This window comes from Myroides sp. C6-3, from assembly GCF_050522425.1.
GTDB lineage: Bacteria > Bacteroidota > Bacteroidia > Flavobacteriales > Flavobacteriaceae > Flavobacterium.
On sequence record NZ_JBMVQP010000003.1, the window covers coordinates 23,219 to 40,784 of the forward strand.

Annotated in this window: 15 protein-coding genes; 4 read left to right on the forward strand and 11 right to left on the reverse strand. The window is 38.7% G+C overall.

Annotated elements, in window-relative coordinates:
• Window positions 1–5: 5 nt before the first annotated feature.
• From ACPDG9_RS02010 to ACPDG9_RS02025, 4 genes are all read right to left on the reverse strand, one after another.
• A complete protein-coding gene (locus tag ACPDG9_RS02010) occupies window positions 6–701 on the reverse strand; it encodes an MgtC/SapB family protein (RefSeq protein ID WP_430526151.1) in 696 nt (231 codons plus the stop codon).
• Window positions 702–930: 229 nt separating this feature from the next.
• Window positions 931–2,289 carry an ATP-binding protein gene (locus ACPDG9_RS02015; RefSeq protein ID WP_430526152.1) on the reverse strand — a complete coding sequence of 453 codons (1,359 nt, stop codon included), beginning with the start codon at window positions 2,287–2,289 and terminating at the stop codon, window positions 931–933.
• Window positions 2,279–2,980 carry a response regulator transcription factor gene (locus tag ACPDG9_RS02020; protein WP_430526153.1) on the reverse strand — a complete coding sequence of 234 codons (702 nt, stop codon included), beginning with the start codon at window positions 2,978–2,980 and terminating at the stop codon, window positions 2,279–2,281. The genes ACPDG9_RS02015 and ACPDG9_RS02020 overlap by 11 nt, the downstream gene beginning before the upstream one ends.
• Before the next feature lie 98 nt (window positions 2,981–3,078).
• Window positions 3,079–3,402, reverse strand: coding sequence for a single-stranded DNA-binding protein (locus ACPDG9_RS02025; RefSeq protein WP_430526154.1), 324 nt, complete (start codon window positions 3,400–3,402; stop codon window positions 3,079–3,081).
• Between the two features lie 142 nt (window positions 3,403–3,544).
• Here ACPDG9_RS02025 and ACPDG9_RS02030 point away from each other — a divergent pair, with 142 nt between their 5' ends.
• The 3 genes from ACPDG9_RS02030 to ACPDG9_RS02040 all read left to right on the forward strand — a co-directional run bounded on the left by ACPDG9_RS02030 (window position 3,545) and on the right by ACPDG9_RS02040 (window position 6,684).
• Window positions 3,545–5,071, forward strand: a complete 1,527-nt coding sequence (locus ACPDG9_RS02030; RefSeq protein WP_430526155.1) for a GNAT family N-acetyltransferase — start codon at window positions 3,545–3,547, stop codon at window positions 5,069–5,071.
• Between the two features lie 143 nt (window positions 5,072–5,214).
• Complete coding sequence (locus tag ACPDG9_RS02035) at window positions 5,215–6,072, forward strand: methylated-DNA--[protein]-cysteine S-methyltransferase (protein ID WP_430526260.1); 858 nt, start codon at window positions 5,215–5,217, stop codon at window positions 6,070–6,072.
• Window positions 6,073–6,075: 3 nt separating this feature from the next.
• On the forward strand, window positions 6,076–6,684 hold the full coding sequence (locus tag ACPDG9_RS02040) for an alpha-ketoglutarate-dependent dioxygenase AlkB family protein (RefSeq protein ID WP_430526156.1): 609 nt from the start codon (window positions 6,076–6,078) through the stop codon (window positions 6,682–6,684).
• A 110-nt stretch (window positions 6,685–6,794) separates the two neighbouring features.
• On the opposite strand, the gene ACPDG9_RS02045 is transcribed toward ACPDG9_RS02040, so the two are convergent.
• Window positions 6,795–8,213 carry an MBL fold metallo-hydrolase gene (locus tag ACPDG9_RS02045; RefSeq protein WP_430526157.1) on the reverse strand — a complete coding sequence of 473 codons (1,419 nt, stop codon included), beginning with the start codon at window positions 8,211–8,213 and terminating at the stop codon, window positions 6,795–6,797.
• A gap of 161 nt (window positions 8,214–8,374) precedes the next feature.
• On the opposite strand from ACPDG9_RS02045, the gene acnA reads away from it, so the two are divergent.
• The gene (gene acnA / locus ACPDG9_RS02050) at window positions 8,375–11,107 is read left to right on the forward strand and encodes an aconitate hydratase AcnA (RefSeq protein WP_430526158.1); all 2,733 of its coding nucleotides are present in this window, start codon (window positions 8,375–8,377) and stop codon (window positions 11,105–11,107) included.
• A gap of 33 nt (window positions 11,108–11,140) precedes the next feature.
• On the opposite strand, the gene ACPDG9_RS02055 is transcribed toward acnA, so the two are convergent.
• The 6 genes from ACPDG9_RS02055 to ACPDG9_RS02080 form a co-directional block, all read right to left on the reverse strand.
• Window positions 11,141–11,800: a DNA-binding response regulator gene (locus ACPDG9_RS02055; protein WP_430526159.1), complete on the reverse strand. Its 660-nt coding sequence runs from the start codon at window positions 11,798–11,800 to the stop codon at window positions 11,141–11,143.
• A 290-nt stretch (window positions 11,801–12,090) separates the two neighbouring features.
• Window positions 12,091–13,080: an aspartate-semialdehyde dehydrogenase gene (locus tag ACPDG9_RS02060; protein ID WP_430526160.1), complete on the reverse strand. Its 990-nt coding sequence runs from the start codon at window positions 13,078–13,080 to the stop codon at window positions 12,091–12,093.
• 42 nt (window positions 13,081–13,122) lie between these two features.
• A complete protein-coding gene (gene recJ / locus ACPDG9_RS02065; RefSeq protein WP_430526161.1) occupies window positions 13,123–14,823 on the reverse strand; it encodes a single-stranded-DNA-specific exonuclease RecJ in 1,701 nt (566 codons plus the stop codon).
• Window positions 14,823–15,248 (reverse strand): OsmC family protein, encoded by a 426-nt coding sequence (locus ACPDG9_RS02070; RefSeq protein WP_430526261.1) that lies wholly within the window; start codon window positions 15,246–15,248, stop codon window positions 14,823–14,825. Before ACPDG9_RS02070 ends, recJ begins: the two co-directional genes overlap by 1 nt.
• A gap of 269 nt (window positions 15,249–15,517) precedes the next feature.
• On the reverse strand, window positions 15,518–16,189 hold the full coding sequence (gene rsmI / locus ACPDG9_RS02075) for a 16S rRNA (cytidine(1402)-2'-O)-methyltransferase (RefSeq protein WP_430526162.1): 672 nt from the start codon (window positions 16,187–16,189) through the stop codon (window positions 15,518–15,520).
• Window positions 16,190–16,193: 4 nt separating this feature from the next.
• Complete coding sequence (locus tag ACPDG9_RS02080) at window positions 16,194–17,516, reverse strand: hypothetical protein (protein WP_430526163.1); 1,323 nt, start codon at window positions 17,514–17,516, stop codon at window positions 16,194–16,196.
• Window positions 17,517–17,566: the final 50 nt, after the last annotated feature.

Here is a 17,566-nt window from a genome sequence, read left to right on the forward strand (position 1 = left end):
AAAGATTAGTACGTAGTTAACTCCCATGAAACTTCAGATACACCAAATTCCAAGGAAACTTTTTGTGCAATCTGTTCTAGAATATCGTCTTTACGTCCGATGCAATACACCTCAAACTTGAGGTAAGAAAACGCGGGGTTACCGTTATCTGAACTCTTCAACGAACGCATTTGCAGCTCTTTTTGCGCTTTCAGATGTTTGAGTACCATAACTCTTATATCATTTTCTACTTTCTCTTTACAACCGACAATAATTTCATAATACACTTCAGAGGAATCGCCTTCTGTTTCAAAGGACATTTTATTCATCAAATTGCCAATTGGACGTAGTAAAAGGTGAGCACAAACGATTAAAACGGTCATTACAACAGCCTCTTTCCATAATCCTACCCCACACATGGAGCCAACTGAAGCTGAACACCAAATTGTCGCTGCTGTATTCAAACCGCGGATACTGAATCCATCCTTCATAATCACGCCTGCTCCTAAGAAACCTATTCCACTTACAACATACGAAGCGACGCGCCCTACTGCAGTTCCCCCAATTTGATACGACATCAACACAAATCCCGCTGCTCCAATACAAACCAATGTATTGGTTCGCAATCCTGCACTTTTTTGTCTAACCTGACGTTCAGCACCAATCAATGCCCCTAATATAAAAGCAAGTAATAATCTTAAAATAAATACTGTAATTGCCATAACTTCATTTTTTTTACTCCTACTTCATGTAAACAAATGTTATGAGCAACAATCAGCAGGATGATTAACATTCTTTCGTTACAAAGGATTCTGTGTCCATCATCTATTTTTTTGATGGGACAAAAGTAGGTGTTATGGGCGCTGAAGGCTATTAGAAAGCCTTTAGAAAAAAATTAGAATTCTATTAGAAAAAAAAAAGCGCTTACTTATCGTAAACGCTTTTTCCTATTTATAGTTGGATGGTAAATGTAGTTCCTTCACCCACTTTTGATACGACCTGTAAGGTACCTTTGTGTAGATTAATAATTTTATTGGTCAAGGGCAATCCAATGCCATTCCCCTCCTTGTAGTTTTGATTCTGTCCTCTGTAAAAGGGGGTAAAAATAGAGTCTAAATCTTCTTGTTCAATACCTATCCCCCTGTCAATCACTTGAATGTTCAATCGATAATCGAGATATAATACTTGAATTGTACAGGCATTGTGTTCGGAAAATTTACACGCATTTTCCAATAAGTTGACTAAAGCTACTTCTAATAGGTATGGATTTGCATTAACCACCATCATTTCTTCACTGCTGATTGATTCATCAATGACAAAATTAAATTTATAAGAGGCATTCATCCGCTGCAATTTCTGACAGGCGTCGATAATTACTTCATCTACGCGAACCGGTTTAAAAACGATTTCGGTTGGATCATAACTAGCCTTAGCAAAATCCAATAAACTATTAGATAATCGCACAATTTTTTGAGAATCGCTCAAGGCATTTTGTAGCGTTTGAACATAGTATGCTTGATCTTGTTCTTTGCTCAAGGCCAATTCTAGTTCGGCTATAATAGCAGCTAGAGGTGTCCGTAGCTCATGAGAGATATTGGAAACAAATTGTTTTTGAGAATCAAAAGAGTTTTCTAAGCGGTTGAGCATTTCGTTAAAGGTATCGCCCAAAGCAGCTAACTCATCTTTATTTTTCTTTGTGCTAATGCGCAAATCTAAATTTGTTGCGGTTATTTTATTTACCTCATCATTCATTTTGGTGATGGGCAAGAGTACTTTATCGGCGAAAAATAATCCGACAAAATAAATCACTAAAAGAGAGATTACAACTAGGACCACAATGGTCACAAAGAGATTTTGCAATTTGGTGTAGCCGTATTCATCAAAGGCAGTAGCCGTAATAATATAATTGCGATCACCAAACGAATACTTCATCCCGATCACTTGCCAATCCTCTTGGGTATAATGCATACTCCCACGCTCAATAATGGAGTGGATCATTTCTTTTGTTTCTTTCACTCGATCGATTTCCACTGCATCGTGATACAGTAAATTAAAATCGTAGTCATAGAGTGCCACCTCTACTTCGTTGATAATTTCGCTATTATTGAGGTAGATCTTGTGTAGCGTCGTGGGTTTTACTTGAGCCTCTAAAACCAGCTTCGCCTTTGTGATGGCTTCTTTTTCAAGCTCTTCGTAAAACTCTATTTCTCTACTCTTAGAGGAGGACCAATAAATAACACTGGCAAACACCAACAAAATAGAGGCTACCAACAGGGTAAACAATAAGCTAAGTCTCGTTTTAATTCTCATTGCTCTTCAATATAAATCCCATACCCGATTTGGTGTGGATCAATTTATTCGTAGCATCAAGTTCTATTTTTTTTCTGAGATAATTGATATAAACATCAATAAAATTTGTTCCGGTATCAAAATGGGTATCCCAAACTTTCTCAGAAATTTCCGCACGAGATAAAACGCGTTCAGGGTTCTCCATCATAAACTGCATCAAATTAAACTCCTTAGGCGTTAAGTGAATTTCTTGTTCTGCCCGTTTAAATTTCTTCTGATTCAGATCAATTTCCAAATCGGCATATTTTAGAATATGACTATTTATTTCAGTTGCATTCTCAAAACGTTTAAGAAGTGCGCGAATGCGAACATAGAGTTCTCTTAATTCAAAAGGTTTAACTAGGTAATCATCTGCCCCTGCATCAAACCCTTCTACTTTATCATCGGTTGTGCCTAATGCAGTGAGCATGATAACCGGTGTATTGGGTACAGTCATTTTGAGTTCTTTACACAAATCAATGCCGTTAATCTTAGGTAGGATGACATCTGTAATGATTAATTGGTATTTTCTCTGTAGGGCGAGTTTTCTCCCCATATACCCATCATAGGCAACATCCACAGCAAAGTTTTGTTCTTGCAAGCTACGTTGAAGCAATTCAGCAACGCGAACATCGTCTTCTATTACTAATATTTGGCTCAAAAGATTCTCCATTTAAATTAATCTGGAGCAAGATAAGTCTTTTTAGAAAAAGAGAGGTTATTTCTACGGTAAAACAACCCCTACTTTCCTTTTTAAAAGGAGATACAGTTTTAGAAAAGCAATTCTGAAACAACGATTTCTGTAATGTATCTTTTCTTATTTTCTTTGTCTTCATACGAGCGATTAACTAGCTTACCTTCAATGGCAACCTCTTTGCCCTTAATCACGTATTTTTCGGCGACGTCAGCTAATTTACCCCATACTACTACATTGTGCCATTGGACATTTTCAATCTTATCTCCTTTGTCGTTGTAATAAAATTCATTAACTGCAATAGAGAACGTAGCCCTTTTTTTTTCCTTACCAAAAACAATAATTTCAGCATCTTGACCTGCTCGCCCAATTAATTGAACGCGATTTCGCAATGAACTCATAATAGATTTGTTTTAAAAAAATTAGAAATAAACTATTAGTTTTTTTAGCAAAAAACGCACCAAATGCAAGAAACAACCTACACTTACCGCCTAGAATATTTACTTATTAAAAGTATTATTTGTAATTTGCAATAAAAAATTCATGGATACTACAATTAACAAGATTGAACTTCGCAATCTTCAACTAGATGACTATTTGGAGCTTAAAAATTCAATGCTTGAGTCTTATACGGGTATGGAAGATCCGTATTGGAATAAGAGTGAGATTGAAAACCTATTGAGTATTTTCCCCGAAGGACAGTTGGTTGTTTTGGTGGATGATATTGTTGTTGGATCTGCACTTTCAATCATCATCGATGAGAAAAAGGCAATGTCTACCCACAATTATGACCAGATTACAGGCTATTCTTCGTTTAGTACACACAACCCAGAAGGCAATGTTCTGTATGGGATTGACGTATTCATTCATCCCAAATACAGAGGCTTGCGTTTAGGGCGTCGTTTATACGATGCTCGTAAAGAATTATGTGAGCAACTCAACCTAAAATCTATTGTATTTGCAGGAAGAATTCCCAAATACGCAAAATATGCAAGTGAACTGACCCCTAAGCAATACTTAGAAAAAGTAAGAGCAAAAGAAATTAACGACCCCGTGATGTCGTTCCAAATGTCGAATGATTTTCACATGGTTCGCTTGATGCGCAACTACTTAGATGGCGATAAAGAATCGAAAGATTATGCCGTTTTATTGGAGTGGAATAACATTTACTACGAAAAGGATGTACAGTTAATCAACACCAAAAAGAGTGTGGTTCGTTTGGGATTAATCCAATGGCAAATGCGTCCTTTTAACGACCTAGAGGAGTTCTTTGATCAGGCAGAATTTTTCATCAATGCCGTTTCGGATTATGAAAGTGACTTTGCCATGTTTCCAGAACTGTTTACCGCGCCTTTAATGGCAGCATATAACCACTTGTCGGAGGCAGATTCTATTCGTGAACTTGCACGTTATACGACGCCAATCCGCAAGCGTTTTCAGGAGTTTGCCATTTCATACAACATCAACATCATCTCTGGTAGTATGCCCTATATAATTGATGGGACACTGTACAACGTGGGATTCCTTTGTAAACGCGATGGAACATATGAAATGTACTCTAAGATACATATTACCCCAAACGAAGTACACTATTGGGGAATGCAAGGAGGATCTGCTATTCAGACGTTTGATACCGATTGTGGAAAAATTGGAATTATCGTTTGTTACGATGTGGAATTCCCTGAACTCCCTCGTCTATTAGCAGAAGAAGGTATGGAAATTCTCTTTGTTCCGTTTTTAACAGATACACAAAATGGATATACACGTGTTCGCAACTGTGCTGCTGCTCGTGCTATTGAAAACGAGTGTTATGTAGCCATAGCAGGATGTGTTGGAAACTTACCTAAAGTAAACAACATGGATATTCAATTCGCTCAAGCAGCTGTGTTTACTCCTTCTGACTTTGCTTTTCCTACCAATGGAGTAAAAGCAGAAGCAACACCAAACACAGAAATGACCTTAATTGTCGATGTCAACCTTGACTTGCTCAAAGAGCTTCACGAACACGGTAGCGTTCGCATCATGAAAGACAGACGTTTGGATCTCTATGATTTACAAAAAAAGAAATAGATTAAATACAATAAAAGCCTGAGTGATCCTCAGGCTTTTTCATTGATCATTTGCTTCAAAAATTAGCACGTTTCGGATTTTATAACTGCGTAAATAGCGTGATATTTGTTCCTTGATTAAAAATCATAATGCCCCATGCCCTGATGAAAGAAACCATAAACTACACGCGTATAGCAGAAGCCATTGCGTATATACAAGCAAACTTCAAGCAACAACCTCGCTTGGACGAGGTCGCCCATGCTATGAACTTAAGCCCCGCGCATTTTCAGCGTTTGTTTACAGAGTGGGCAGGTACAAGTCCGAAGAAATTCTTACAATTCACAAGTTTAGAATATGCCAAGTGGTTGCTAAAGGAACAACAGGCTTCGCTATTCGATACTACATATGAAACGGGGTTATCCAGCACAAGTCGCCTACACGATCTATTTATCACTTTAGAAGGGATGAGTCCTGCAGAATATCAAAATGGCGGACAACAACTCACCATTTGCTACAGCTTTGCCTCGACTCTCTTTGGTCCGATTTTGATTGCATCGACAGCTAAAGGTATTTGTCACCTCGTATTTATCACAGAGGAAACCTTGGCATTACAGGAACTCAAAGCTAAATTTCCACAGGCTACATTTGTTCCTCAAACGGACCAGCTGCAACTTCAAGCTTTGCAGATTTTTCAAAGTAAAAACCCTGATTTAAAACAAATTAAGCTACACCTAAAAGGTACAGAATTCCAACTCAAAGTATGGCAAAGCTTGTTGGCTATTCCCATGGGGGAACTAACCACCTATGGAGCACTTGCACAAGCCATTGACAACCCTAAAGCCTCAAGAGCAGTTGGTACAGCTATTGGAAGTAATCCTGTGGCTTTTTTAATTCCCTGTCACCGCGTAATCCAATCTACAGGTCTCTTTGGCAACTATATGTGGGGAGCGACGCGAAAAACAGCCCTTATTGGGTGGGAAGGTGTTCAAGTTTACGCAAAAAAGGAAGAGAATAAAGAGTAGTACATGGACTTATTTAACACGTCAGACAACGAGCAACACAACTACTTGCCCTACAATGGAACGGTACACTTTTACGGTTTTCTTCTAACCACAGAAGAGGCTAATTTCTACTTTGATCATCTCCTACAACACATCGAATGGAAAAATGACGAAGCTATTATTTTTGGCAAAAGAATTAGCACAAAGAGAAAGGTCGCTTGGTATGGTTCTCATCCCTTCCCTTATACCTACTCCAAGGTTACGCGATTTGCTTTACCCTGGACACCTGAATTAATAGCACTCAAAATGCGCATTGAAAACGCAACTGGAGAGACGTATAACTCCTGCTTACTCAACCTATATCACGATGGAAATGAAGGTATGGCATGGCACAGTGATGGAGAAAAAGACTTAAAGAAGAACGGTGCTATTGCTTCGTTGAGCTTAGGTGCGACGCGAAAATTTTCATTCAAACACAAATCAACCCAAGAAAAAGTAGATTTCACTTTAGCTAGTGGTCATTTGCTCGTTATGAAAGACGAAACACAAACGTTTTGGCTCCATCGATTACCTCCCACAAAACTAGTACAACACCCAAGAATTAACCTCACCTTTCGCACCATAGACCACTAAAAAAACAGCTCCCTAAACCAAGAGAGCTGCCTTAAACTAAAAACATAATAACTAACTTAACTATTCTATTGAAGAGAATAATTAAACCAATAAACAACTACCTGCTTTTCTTACAACATGGAAGTCGGACAAACAAAAGCTGTTTGATCCAAAGTGGTAACAGGTGCTAAACCTTGAAAGCCTCCAATTACATCTACTACTTTTAAAAATCCATTTGCACGTAAGATTGAGGCTGCAATCATACTGCGATAACCTCCAGCACAATACACGACTTGTGTTTTTTCTTTATCTAGGCTATTCCACTTTTCTGCTAATTCATTTAAGGAAATAAAGGTTGACTCTACTAAATGTGCAGAGCGATATTCATTTTCTTTTCGAACATCTAATAGAACTGGTTTTTCACTTTGAACATAGGTATCAAACTGCTGAGCTTCTAAACGAGGAATGGTATTGAATGGACGATTAGCCTTTTTCCAGGTGTCAATCCCCCCCTCAATAAAGCCTACAGTATGATCATATCCCACACGAGAAAGGCGAATCATACTCTCTTCTTCTTTCCCTGGATCGGTAATCAAAATAAGAGGTTGTTGTAAATCTTGTATCAATTCCCCTACCCAAACGGCAAACGGACCGTTAAGACCGATATTGATACTATTGGGAATAAATCCCACAGCAAAATCTTGGGGTGATCTCGTATCGAGTAGTAGAACATTGCCTGTTTCGACCATCTCGTCAACCATCTCCAACGTCAAAGGTTTAAAAGCACGATCCAATACTTGATCAAGTTGTTCATATCCCCCTATATTGAGCAAGACATTTTTCGGAAAATATTGAGGAGGGGTAGCCAGCCCAGTAAGCAACTCCTCTACAAATTCATCTTCCGTCATATCAACACGAAGAGCATAATTGGTTTTTTTTTGATTCCCCAACGTATCTGTTGTTTCCTTACTCATGTTCTTACCACATGCACTCCCTGCTCCATGGTTAGGATACACAATTAAGTGATCAGGTAGTGGCATAATTTTGTGGCGTAGTGATTGATACAAATGCCTTGCTAATTTTTCTTGTGTCAATTCTGATTGAACTAATTGTACTAAATCAGGTCGCCCAACATCACCAATAAATAAGGTATCTCCCGTAATAATAGCATGTGGCTCCCCTGATTCATCAAAAATCAAATACGTACTACTTTCCATGGTATGACCAGGCGTATGTAATACTTGAATTTTTATATTACCTACATAAAAAACTTGGTTATCTGTAGCAATAATCGCATCATAATTCGGCGATGCAGTAGGTCCAAATACGATCTGAGCCCCTGTTTTTTGCATTAAATCCAAATGTCCACTAACGAAATCCGCGTGAAAATGGGTTTCAAATACATACTTAATCGACGCTTTATCTTTTGCGGCTCGATCAATATACGGTTGCACATCGCGCAGCGGATCAAAAACTGCCGCTTCTCCATTACTTGATAGATAATATGCAGCATGAGCAATGCATCCGGTATAAATTTGTTCGATTATCATAACCAATCTTTTTAGTGAGGTAAAAGTAGATCTTCTCCTCCTATATAAAAATGACAATTATCATACGCCTTCCTCCCCTTTAAGCTTTAAATCAGGAATTAACCTCCTTTTAAGACAGAAAAAACCACTTTTTTTTCGTAAATTGGGAAAAACTAACAATTATGAGAAATTACAAAATAGCTTCGCTGAAAAAGCTACAGGATGAAGGCAAAGATATCCATCGCTTGCCTTTTTCAATTCGCATTCTTTTAGAAAATGTATTGAGAAATCACGACGGATTTGCTATTACGGATGAGCATATTGATACGTTAGTCAATTGGCAACCGCAACCCACAGATAAAGATATTCCCTTCAAACCTGCTCGTGTATTAATGCAGGATTTTACAGGTGTACCTGGTGTTGTAGACCTTGCTTCCTTACGTGCAGAATATGTACGTCAAGGGAAAGATGGAGAAAAGATTACCCCAGCTATTCCCGTCGATCTTGTTATTGATCACTCTGTACAAGTTGACTACTACGGAACGGATTATTCCTATAAAGAAAATGTAACCAAAGAATATGAGCGAAACGCAGAGCGTTATGAATTGCTCAAATGGGCACAACAAGAATTGAAAGGCTTTACTGTTGTTCCTCCTGGGATGGGTATTTGCCATCAGGTAAATTTAGAGTATCTCGCGAAAGGAGTCATCAATCGAGATGGTTGGTTATTTCCTGATACCTTAGTAGGAACAGATTCTCATACCCCAATGGTCAATGGAATTGGGGTAATTGCTTGGGGTGTAGGAGGAATTGAAGCGGAAGCTGCGATGCTTGGTCAGCCCATTTACTTTACTTGCCCAGAGGTTGTAGGGCTGAAACTAACTGGTAAAATTCCAGAAGGCGCAACAGCAACGGATATGGTACTATCTATTACTAAAGTGTTGCGCAAACAGGGTGTTGTAGGAAAATTTGTCGAGGTATTCGGTGATGCATTGGATCATTTATCCGTGACAGATCGAGCGACAATCTCTAATATGTCTCCCGAATTTGGTTGTACGGTAACGTATTTCCCTATCGACAATCAAACTTTACACTATATGCGTCAAACCAATAGAGAAGAACAGCACGTACAATTGGTCGAAGAATATTGCAAAGAGAATCTGTTGTGGAGAACAGGAAAAGAAGATATTGTTTATTCTGCTGTTGTAGAAGTTGATTTGAATACACTTGAACCTACGGTATCTGGCCCTAAACGCCCTCAAGATAAAATTCTCGTACGCGAATTAGACCAAACGTTCTCTACGTTATTAGAAGAAGAGTACAATCGCGCCTATGTAGCGATCAAAGATAGACGTGAATCAGCTTGGTTATCTGAAGGAGGTTCTGGAACGGAGTATAGCTATAAACAAAGAGAAGCAACAACAGAACAACCAACAGAAGTTGTCCAAGAGGCGATGCATGCAGTACGCATCAAACAGAAAAACAAAGAATATGTAGTCAGTGATGGTAGTATTGTTTTAGCTGCTATTACGAGCTGTACAAATACATCAAATCCAGAAGTAATGATTGGTGCAGGACTAGTTGCTCGCAAAGCGATACAACGTGGATTGCGCACAAAATCATGGGTAAAGACGAGTTTAGCCCCTGGGTCAAAAGTTGTAACGCATTACTTGGACCGCTCTGGCTTATCGGAAGATTTAGAAGCCTTGCGTTTCCACACGGTTGGTTATGGTTGTACGTCCTGTATTGGAAATAGTGGTCCACTACCAGCGCCTATTGCAGCGGCAGTCACACAAGGAGATCTTGTAGTAGCCTCCGTACTATCAGGGAATCGAAACTTTGAAGCAAGGGTGCATCCACAAGTCAAAATGAACTTCTTGATGTCTCCTATGCTGGTTGTTGCCTACGCTCTAGTAGGACGTGTTGACATCAACTTACTGACAGATCCTTTGGATTACGACCCCAATGGTGAGCCGGTTTATCTAAGAGATATCTGGCCTACACATGAGGAGATTAGAGCAGTAATTAACGACTCCTTAAAACGAGAGGACTTTAAAGAAGTTTACGATCAAATTTTCGAAGGCGAAGAGAACTGGAAGAACCTACAAGTACCAACAGGAGCTAGTTTTAAATGGAATCCAGCATCAACTTATATTCGCCATGCTCCATTTTTCGAGCACTTACCTAAAGAGCCTAAACCGTTAACAGACATCAACGGTGCTAGAGTCTTACTTTACCTAGGCGACTCTGTAACAACAGACCATATCTCGCCAGCCGGATCGTTTAACGAAGAATCTGCTGCTGGAAAATATCTTCTTTCTCAAGGGGTTAAACCAGAAGATTTCAACTCCTATGGATCGAGACGTGGAAATCACGAAGTGATGATGCGCGGTACGTTTGCCAATGTGCGCATTAAAAACAAAGTTGCACAGCGCGAAGGAGGATACAGTACTTACTTTCCCACAAATGAATCGTTAACAGTTTACGATACAGCCATGAAATACAAGGAAACAGAAACACCATTGGTTGTTCTTGCAGGAAAAGAATACGGTAGTGGTTCTTCCCGTGATTGGGCTGCCAAAGGAGCCTATTTACTGGGGATCAAAGCCGTTATCGCAGAAAGTTTTGAACGCATCCACCGCAGTAACTTAATTGGAATGGGCATCGCTCCTTTGCAATTCATGCCTAACCAATCAGCGGAAAGTTTAGGGTTAACTGGAAGAGAAACATATACCATTACTGGATTAGCTCAGAACCTTACTCCACATAAAGTTGTAGAAGTAACTGCCACAAACGAAGCAAATCAGGTAATTAAATTCCAAGCCTTAGCTCGATTTGATTCTTTGATTGAAATTGAATACTATAAAAATGATGGAATTCTTCAGTATGTATTGAGGGATTTCCTCAAAAACTAAGTAAAAAAGGCTGTTCAGGAGAGCAGCCTTTTTTTAAACAAACCCTTGTTTAATCGCTTCTTGTACTAAAGTAGCTGAATCAGGTGAACCAAAAGCAACTTTAATTTTAGCAATTCGCTTTTTTATTGTTGGAGCAGATAAAGGTATATGACGTTCTAAATCAATGAGCTTATGTCCTTTGGCTAACAAAATTAATATCGCTCGATTGTAATCGTCGTACATCACTTCTTTATGTACCATTTCTTCTAAACATTGTTTGACTAATGGGCTTTGAAAAGAATCACCTCTAAGCACTGCACGCACAAAATCTAGGAGTACTTGAGGTGTTATTTCATTTTTGCCGATAATATTCGTTGGTCGAATATTTTTTACAATTTCGTAAATAGTCAATATTTCCGTACGTCCTGTGATTGTGATCGTTCGGCAAGAAGGCATTTCCTTTTTGATATACCGAATAATATCACCTCCATCTTCCCAAGCCGAATTTGGTCCTTTGGGAAGTGAAAAATCGACAAGCGCTAGTTCATACGGTTCTCCTCTCTCATTTGCTTGATCAATTTTTTGTTTTGCTTCTGTACAATCAAAGGCTTTGTCAAAGACAAAAAATTGAGCAAATGTCTCATTACTTTGCAAAGCCATTCGATATCCCTCAACAATTAAAGGATGATCGTCTACTAACAAAATTTTTTTCATACCACGAACTTTAATATCTCGAATACAAGTCTATTTACTCAGTGTGCACTACGTATCAATTCCCCAAAAGATACAATAGAAAGTAAGTAAACTTGCGCTACAGTTACTTATAGTATCAACTATTGTTGGTCACTAATGTAGTGAAAAAACCAAGTTCCATCTTGTTTACTTCCTCACATTTATTGATTTTTATCCCAAAAGGATAAAAATCCATCTCAAAAGGACCTCCATTGTAAACAAAAAGGTCAACTAACATGCTAGTTGACCTTTTTTATCTGCTATTCCTTTCCTTATACTAGTCCATGAGCGATTAAATACTCTGCAATTTGAACGGTATTTGTTGCTGCTCCTTTTCGTAAGTTATCAGCGACAATCCACATATTTAAGGTATTTGGTTGCGTTTCATCACGGCGAATACGCCCAACAAAAACCTCATTTTTTCCTTGAGCATAAATAGGCATAGGATACGTATTGGTATCTAAATTATCTTGTACAACAATTCCTGGCGTTTCATGTAAGAGACGACGCACATCTTCTACTTCAAAATCGCGTTCAAAAGCGATATTAACCGCTTCACTATGTCCGCCAACAACAGGAATTCGCACGGCTGTCGCTGTTACTAAAACCGTGTCATCTTCTAAAATTTTCTTTGTTTCATTGACCAACTTCATTTCCTCTTTAGTATATCCATTGGCTTCAAATACATCACAATGCGGAATTGCATTGCGGTGAATAGGGTAAGCATACGCCATTTCTCCTTTTTCACCTGCATATTCATTTTCTAATTGTTTCACTGCCTTCACTCCTGTCCCTGTAATGGATTGATAGGTCGAAACAACCACGCGTTTGACGTTGTATTTTGCATGTAGTGGGGCTAATGCCATCACTAGCTGAATCGTTGAGCAATTTGGATTGGCAATAATCTTGTCTGCTTTAGTCAAACTAGATGCATTAATCTCCGGAACGATTAGTTTTTTAGTCGGATCCATTCGCCATGCTGAGGAGTTATCAATAACTACCGTACCAACTTCAGCAAATTTTGGTGCCCATGCTAAAGAAATAGACCCTCCTGCAGAAAAAAGTGCAATTGCCGGTTTCATCTTGACAGCTTCGGCTATTGATTGTACTACAAACTTTTTTCCTTTAAATACAATCTCACTTCCCACTGATCGTTCGGAAGCCACAGGTATTAATTCTGTTATTGGAAAATTGCGCTCTGCTAAGACTTTTAGCATAATCTCTCCTACCATTCCGGTAGCGCCTACTACTGCTACTTTCATTTTAAAAAAATAAAAATTATATATTGGTTACTCTTTTTTACTCTACACCAACTGCATATCTTTAATTTGCAACTGATTATTCACTTCTCCTTTCCACTCATTCTCTTCAATCGAATAAACTAAATCGAAAAAAGCGCGGTTTTGTATCTCATTCAAAAATTTACCGAAAGAAAAACCGATGGTACTAAAACCATTGTCTAGATTTCCTCGTTGTCTCACGTACATTTTTAAGTGCTCTTGATTAGCTCCTAGTCCGCGGGCATATCCTGTATCATACACATTCTTGGTCAAAAACACAGGACTCATATTTTCTGGGCCAAAAGGTTCAAACTGTCTTAAGATACGACAGAATTTCGGCGTGATCTCTCCAAAATTTAAAATCGCGTCTATTTCCACTTCTGGAATCAAGTCACGTTCTTGAATCGTGCTTGAAACCACTGCCTCAAATTTTGTTTTAAAGTTGTGATAGTTCTCTTTCTTACACGTCATTCCAGCAGCATACATATGTCCACCAAATTGAATTAACTCATCTGAACACGCTTCTAAAGCAGCATACAAATCAAAGTTTTTCACTGAACGTGCAGAAGCTGCTAACACATCTCCACTTGCCGTAAACACAACCGTTGGCCGATAATACGTTTCAATTAAGCGAGAAGCTACAATACCAATAACACCTTTATGCCATGATTCTTGAAAAACAACAGTTGATTTACTATTGATTTCTTTGTTTTCAACAATCTGACTTTTAGCCTCTTCGGTTATATTTTGATCTAATACTTTGCGTTCTTCATTAAAGGCAATAATCATTTGTGCCGTTTCTTCAGCTTCTCTTATGGAGAAACGCGTTAACAGGTCCACGGCGTAATTACCATGCTGAATTCTTCCTGCAGCATTGATTTTGGGTGCAACTTTAAAAACAAGATCACTAACCGTGTAGCTGCTTTGCTTATACACATTAAGCAAGGCTTGAATACCTGGTCTTGGCTTGCTATTGATTACCTTCAAACCAAAAAAGGCTAACACTCTATTTTCCCCGGTGATTGGAACGATATCCGCTCCAATAGCGGTTACAACAAGGTCGAGATAAGGAATCAAATCCTCGATGGTCAACCCTCGATTAGCAGCCAGCGCTTGTACCAATTTAAATCCTACTCCACAACCACACAATTCATCATAGGGGTAAGTGCAATCCTCTCGTTTTGGATCTAATACTGCTACTGCATTGGGAATTTGTTCTCCAGGCAAGTGATGATCGCAAATAACAAAATCTACTCCTTTTTGCTTGGCATACTCTACGTGCTCAATGGATTTGATTCCACAATCTAGTGCAATAATCAACTGAATACCATTAGCTGCAGCATAATCAATCCCTTGATAAGAAACACCATAACCTTCTTTATAGCGATCCGGTATATAGCGATCTACGTCAGGATAATAGGATTGGAGATACGAATACACCAACGCTACAGCCGTCGTTCCATCCACATCATAATCGCCAAAAACCATTATTTTTTCCTCATTCGAAATAGCTTCCTCTATCCGATTTACCGCTTTATCCATATCTTTCATCAAATACGGATCATGTAAATCAGCCAAAGAGGGACGAAAAAAACGTTCTGCTTCTTGGTAGGTGGTAATCCCTCGATCAACGAGAAGTTGAGCTAAAACAGGCTCAATCCCCAACACCTGAACTAAATGATTAACGCTTTTTTGATCTTTTATCTCTTTTAATGTCCACCGCATTATTGTCCTTTATGGTAATAAATATTGGTTTCTACTTTCGCAAACTGCGTAAACATATGCATTACCCCACAATATTTCTCGACCGATAGATCCACTGCTTTTTTAAGCTTGGCCTCATCTAAATTAGGACCATAAAAGTGGTAATCTACAATAACGGTATGATAAACAGCAGGATCTTCCTCTGTTAATTTTCCTTCTGTTTCAATTTTGAAATCGGTTACATCCAATCTCATTTTTTTGATTAAAGAGGCTACATCCAGGCCAGAACAACCAGCCAATGCAGACAACATCAACGCTTTGGGTCTAAAACCCTTATTATCTCCTCCATTTTCTGGTCCAGCATCAATTCGCATGGTTTCTCCACTTGGATTCGTTGATTCAAATTGCATATTCTCTAACCAAGTAGTGGTAACTTTATGTGACATCATTTATTCTCATTTTTATCAAATGTATCAAAAAATATTAAGGATTAACCTTTTCGAAACGTTAATAATTAAGGTAAATCAGGGGACGTTTTTTCTAATATACCCCTCTATAACAGAATAAAAAACGGCAACAAAACTTAGTTTTAGTTTTTACGCACGCCTTTTCAAGAGACTTATCTTGTGCAATTGGCACTGATCCGTAGAACAACATCACTAGTAGTACATAAAAAAAAGAGTTAAACTTTTACAGTTACAACTCCTTTTCCTTTTTATTTCTTTCCTGCCACTACGACAACAATTTCTCCTTTAGGGGGTTTTTCTTCGAAGTGTTGGAGTACTTCCACCACCTCACCTCTTACGGTTTCTTCGTGTAATTTAGACAGTTCTCTTGAAACAGAGATGATGCGATCACCACCAAAATAAGTTTGAAACTCTCCTAGCGTTTTTACCAATTTGTGCGGAGAGACATAAATAATCATCGTTCGTGTTTCTTCCGCTAATTGCAAATAACGCGTTTGACGTCCTTTCTTATCGGGCAAGAAACCTTCAAACACGAATTTATCATTGGGTAATCCACTATTAACTAAAGCAGGCACAAAGGCCGTTGCTCCAGGTAAACACTCTACTTCGACGTTGTTTTCAATACAGGCTCTCGTCAGTAAAAAACCTGGATCAGATATCGCAGGTGTTCCTGCATCCGAAATTAAAGCAAACGATTCGCCAGTTTGCATCCGTTTCACTAAACCTTCTACGGTTTTGTGTTCGTTGTGCATGTGATGACTCATCATGGGCGTATTCACCTCAAAGTGCTTCAACAACTTGCCACTATTTCTCGTATCTTCTGCTAAAATATAATCGACCTCCTTTAATACCTTAATGGCACGAAAGGTCATATCTTCTAAGTTGCCAATCGGAGTTGGTACAACGTATAATTTCCCCATAATCTTATTCGAAACGCTTTTCTATTAGCGCCATAAAGCGCTCTGCATATTCTTCTTTTCCTTCCCAGTTGTTGTATTCTGGCTTCACCAAGTGTTCTACAAAACTCTTTGCTTCATCAAATGTACTCACCGTGTTCAATTGAGACAACACGCGATTAAAATCTTCTGAACTATTAGAGAACAAATGCTTCTCAAAGGCAATGCGATCATTTAATCCTACCATGATCGTACCGCGATAAATATCATTGATTGATTTCTTGACAATGCGAGGCTCTCTAACGGATACTTGATCCAAGTTAAACAGCATATTTTGCTGATTCTCCGCTTTTTCCTCTTCCTTTGTGTGAGTCTCTCCCTTCTCTTCTTGCTCAACTTCTTGTTGTGCGAAGAAACTAGTTGTATCTTGTACTTCTTCTGTTGCTGTAGGTTGTTCTGTCGCTGTAGGTTGTTCTGTTCCAAGGCGTTCAAACATGTGGTCGTCTACTATAATCGCATCTTCTTTTGCAATATCTTCCACGCGAATGAACTCTATTTCCCCAAAATCGAATCCTTCAAAGGGATTATCTTCTCTTTGATCAGTAGTTAAAGACACAAAAACATCTTCTTCTACAATTTTCTCTTCTTCTAATTCAAAAGTCGAGGGGTTTAATACTTCCGCTCCCCCTTGACCTGCTAATTCTTCCTCTTCAAAAGATGGCAAGGTATCTTCGTCTGTGTTCATTTCTTCTTCCTCATCTTCTTCCTCTTCCTCAAAAGTGATTTCAAGTTCCTCTTCCTCGATGGCATGTGCCACTTCCATCTCAATATCAGCTTCCTCTGTGATCTCCTCCTCTGCTAGCAACTTATCACTATACTGAGGTTGTTCTTGGACTTCCTCTTCTTCTTTGATTTCGGATTCAAATTTATCTTGCTCTTCTTCTGTCCTTTCTTCCTCTAAGGTTGCTTGTTCTTCCTTAGCCTCCGTAAACGATTCGAAATGAACGACCGTTTCTTTTTCAGCCTCTACAACAATAGGATAATCTTCAACGATTAAATCCGCGGGAATCTGAGATCGCATTTCCTCTTCTTCAATCCAAGGTTGCTCAACAGCTCCTGTTTCTTGCTTGGCTGTATCCACAAACGCCAACCCACTTAATTTTTCTACTAATTGATCTTCAGTGATGTCTTTTACAAGTCCTAACGCTAGGTTATCTTGGTAAAATTTTAGAATTTGAAGCTTTTCATATAGCTCTTTTGCTTCAACATACAACTTATCCACATCCGTATCTTTCATCTGCAATACGCGATGAACGATGCTCAACAACTCTGCCTCTAAGACTTTCTTCATAACTTTTAATTTCATTTAGTAAATTATACAAGCTTTTTTTGATAAATTTG

Excerpts from the sequence above, each read along its gene's own strand:
- ACPDG9_RS02010 (WP_430526151.1), bottom strand. The coding sequence starts at position 701 with ATGGCAATTACAGTATTTATTTTAAGATTATTACTTGCTTTTATATTA.
- ACPDG9_RS02015 (WP_430526152.1), bottom strand. The coding sequence starts at position 2,289 with ATGAGAATTAAAACGAGACTTAGCTTATTGTTTACCCTGTTGGTAGCC.
- ACPDG9_RS02020 (WP_430526153.1), bottom strand. The coding sequence starts at position 2,980 with ATGGAGAATCTTTTGAGCCAAATATTAGTAATAGAAGACGATGTTCGC.
- ACPDG9_RS02025 (WP_430526154.1), bottom strand. The coding sequence starts at position 3,402 with ATGAGTTCATTGCGAAATCGCGTTCAATTAATTGGGCGAGCAGGTCAA.
- ACPDG9_RS02030 (WP_430526155.1), top strand. The coding sequence starts at position 3,545 with ATGGATACTACAATTAACAAGATTGAACTTCGCAATCTTCAACTAGAT.
- ACPDG9_RS02035 (WP_430526260.1), top strand. The coding sequence starts at position 5,215 with ATGAAAGAAACCATAAACTACACGCGTATAGCAGAAGCCATTGCGTAT.
- ACPDG9_RS02040 (WP_430526156.1), top strand. The coding sequence starts at position 6,076 with ATGGACTTATTTAACACGTCAGACAACGAGCAACACAACTACTTGCCC.
- ACPDG9_RS02045 (WP_430526157.1), bottom strand. The coding sequence starts at position 8,213 with ATGATAATCGAACAAATTTATACCGGATGCATTGCTCATGCTGCATAT.
- acnA (WP_430526158.1), top strand. The coding sequence starts at position 8,375 with ATGAGAAATTACAAAATAGCTTCGCTGAAAAAGCTACAGGATGAAGGC.
- ACPDG9_RS02055 (WP_430526159.1), bottom strand. The coding sequence starts at position 11,800 with ATGAAAAAAATTTTGTTAGTAGACGATCATCCTTTAATTGTTGAGGGA.
- ACPDG9_RS02060 (WP_430526160.1), bottom strand. The coding sequence starts at position 13,080 with ATGAAAGTAGCAGTAGTAGGCGCTACCGGAATGGTAGGAGAGATTATG.
- recJ (WP_430526161.1), bottom strand. The coding sequence starts at position 14,823 with ATGCGGTGGACATTAAAAGAGATAAAAGATCAAAAAAGCGTTAATCAT.
- ACPDG9_RS02070 (WP_430526261.1), bottom strand. The coding sequence starts at position 15,248 with ATGTCACATAAAGTTACCACTACTTGGTTAGAGAATATGCAATTTGAA.
- rsmI (WP_430526162.1), bottom strand. The coding sequence starts at position 16,189 with ATGGGGAAATTATACGTTGTACCAACTCCGATTGGCAACTTAGAAGAT.
- ACPDG9_RS02080 (WP_430526163.1), bottom strand. The coding sequence starts at position 17,516 with ATGAAGAAAGTCTTAGAGGCAGAGTTGTTGAGCATCGTTCATCGCGTA.